This is a genomic window from Mesorhizobium sp. (assembly GCF_004963255.1).
Lineage (GTDB): Bacteria > Pseudomonadota > Alphaproteobacteria > Rhizobiales > Rhizobiaceae > Mesorhizobium.
The window spans coordinates 1-2111 of record NZ_SUGA01000083.1 but is presented as its reverse complement, the minus strand read 5'-3'; the positions used below and the strand labels follow the sequence as shown (position 1 = coordinate 2111).

Annotated in this window: 3 protein-coding genes and 2 pseudogenes; 3 read left to right on the top strand and 2 right to left on the bottom strand. The window is 61.1% G+C overall.

Translation table 11 applies throughout. The annotated features are described in order from the left end of the window. Positions 1 to 325: 325 nt before the first annotated feature. Positions 326 to 505 carry a cytochrome b/b6 domain-containing protein gene (locus E5X34_RS32480; protein ID WP_292573289.1) on the bottom strand — a complete coding sequence of 60 codons (180 nt, stop codon included), beginning with the start codon at positions 503 to 505 and terminating at the stop codon, positions 326 to 328. A 79-nt stretch (positions 506 to 584) separates the two neighbouring features. Continuing rightward, positions 585 to 809 (bottom strand): annotated as a pseudogene (locus tag E5X34_RS32475) (cytochrome b); the annotation flags it as partial. A gap of 105 nt (positions 810 to 914) precedes the next feature. Here E5X34_RS32475 and E5X34_RS32470 point away from each other — a divergent pair. The 3 genes and pseudogenes from E5X34_RS32470 to E5X34_RS32460 all read left to right on the top strand — a co-directional run. Then, complete coding sequence (locus tag E5X34_RS32470; RefSeq protein ID WP_292573286.1) at positions 915 to 1361, top strand: hypothetical protein; 447 nt, start codon at positions 915 to 917, stop codon at positions 1359 to 1361. Then, positions 1334 to 1708 (top strand): YdcF family protein, encoded by a 375-nt coding sequence (locus E5X34_RS32465; RefSeq protein WP_292573283.1) that lies wholly within the window; start codon positions 1334 to 1336, stop codon positions 1706 to 1708. Before E5X34_RS32470 ends, E5X34_RS32465 begins: the two co-directional genes overlap by 28 nt. A gap of 300 nt (positions 1709 to 2008) precedes the next feature. Continuing rightward, positions 2009 to 2111: pseudogene (locus E5X34_RS32460) on the top strand (multicopper oxidase domain-containing protein); the annotation flags it as partial.

Here is a 2111-nt window from a genome sequence, read left to right as displayed (position 1 = left end):
GCCGGCCAACCTTTGGCTAGCCGGACTTGTCGACCACAGGCGTGCTCTTTTCAGACGCGCCAAGACAAGTTTGCGTAACGTAGGATTTGCGCACGGTCTCCTCGAAGGCGTTCGCCCAGCCGGCGCTATAGCCGCTGCCCAGATTAGACAGCACGGCTCGAGCTAAGCGTCGCTTGAAATGCCTGCTGCCGGGCAATTGTTAAGCTCGCCTATACGGCTCACAAGAGGCGCAAAGCAGCGATGTCGTGTTCGGGGCCGTCTGCAGACAGTTCGCAGTGCGATCCATCTAATAGACTTTTGCTGCAGGAGCGCATTGTTCGCCAATTCAGCGGCCGAAAAGCATCCCCTTCAAAATTCCGTCGCGAAACAGGACCGAGTGGATCAGCGCGGCCAGGATGTGCAGCCCGACGAGCGTGGCGAGCGTCCAGAACAGCGTGCCATGGATCGCAATGAAGTCCCGGGCGGTCAGACCCGCGACGTTCGGCGCTCGCGGTATCGAGAGCAATCCGAAAAGGCGAGCCCGGAGGCATCAGGGGCATCGGGCGGTAAGCGAGCCAGCCCGTTATCACGACGGAAATAATGAGGCCGTACAAGCAGGCATGAACCGAAGCGCCCACCGATCGCACAAGCCAATGCGCTGGCCGGACGGGAGCCTTGGTGACGGCACGAACGACCAACCGCAGGACAAGGATGGAGAATACCGTCACGCCGATGGAAATGTGTGTGGGAAGCCAGGTCATCGCGGTCACGCCCACCCCCTTCATAGGGCCGAGGGCGACGACAGCCTGCCAGGCCAGGGCCGCCACCATGAGCCAGTGGAGCAATCTGATGGCGGGGTGCCAGCGCGCAATTGGGCTCTGCATGGTCATTGGGACGGGTAAACTCCCTGCTGCCGGATCGGGGGTCGGCGTCTGATGTCCTTCATCGCCTCCAAGCTCATAGAGATCTTTCTCCTTCCGTCCAACCTGATCGCCATCCTCGCATTGATCGGGGTGGCCACAGCTCCGTTCGGCTGGCGGAAGCTCAGCCGAACGTGTCTCATCGGCTCGGCGCTGCTGCTGGCCATTTGCGGCTGGAGCCCTTTAGGGATGGCCGCATTGATTGCATTGGAAAATCGCTTTCCAAAACCTGTCATCAACGGGCCCGTGGCCGGCATCGTCGTGCTCGGTGGGGCGGTCGACACCCATGTCAGCGTCGATCGTCAAACTCTGGCGATGAACGAGGCGGGAGAACGGCTGACCGAAGCCGTGGATCTCAGCAGGCGATATCCGGATGCCCGCATATTCCTCTCGGGCGGCTCAAACCATATCATCAGCCACAACCAAACCACGGAATGCAGGTTGCCCGCGATATTCTCGTAATGCTCGGCGTGCCGGCCCAGCGTATCGAAATGGAAGAACGATCGCGCACGACGTGCGAGAACGCGGTCGAGAGCAAGGCGGCCATCCAGCCGAAACCCGGGGAACTCTGGCTGTTGGTGACGTCGGCGAGCCACATGCCTCGAGCCATGGCCTGTTTCCGCGCCGTCGGGTTTGCTGTTGCCGCTTACCCGGTGGACTATCGGACGCGGGGCAAGGCCGACCTCTGGCGGCCGACAGGGACCGCTGCAGCCGGCCTCTCAGCCGCCGATCTGGCCGCGCACGAATGGCTCGGGTTGCTGATCTATTGGTCTTCAGGAAAAACCACCGAACTCTTTCCAGAGCCTTGAGCCCTTTGATCTGGAACAAATCCCGGCTCACGTCTCTGGGATATGATTAACCTCAAGATGGCGTTCGCCGTTGCTTGGAGGTTTGATTGTGGATCGGAAAGGCATCCGACCAAGGCTTGGCCGTTCAATGGAGCGCTCGTCAGGATTCGACGGTTCGCGTTGGCTCGCCGTCTGCCTCGCCTTGCTGATGGCGTTCACCACTGTCCTTTCCAGCCATGCCAATTCGGCCGCGGCTCCGCAGTGGGCCGCAGAACATAATCATGGCTCCGCGGCGATCCGACATGATGGTCCCGCCCCGTGCAAGTGACGGTGGCGTTCGATGCCGCCAACCCAGGCACATGGGCGTTCCACTGCCATCACCTCTATCACATGGCGAGCGGCATGATGACCGTCGTCGACTACA

What these genes read in the sequence shown, in the direction of transcription:
- E5X34_RS32470 (WP_292573286.1), top strand. Translation starts at nt 915, where the DNA reads ATGTCCTTCATCGCCTCCAAGCTCATAGAGATCTTTCTCCTTCCGTCC.
- E5X34_RS32465 (WP_292573283.1), top strand. Translation starts at nt 1,334, where the DNA reads ATGCAGGTTGCCCGCGATATTCTCGTAATGCTCGGCGTGCCGGCCCAG.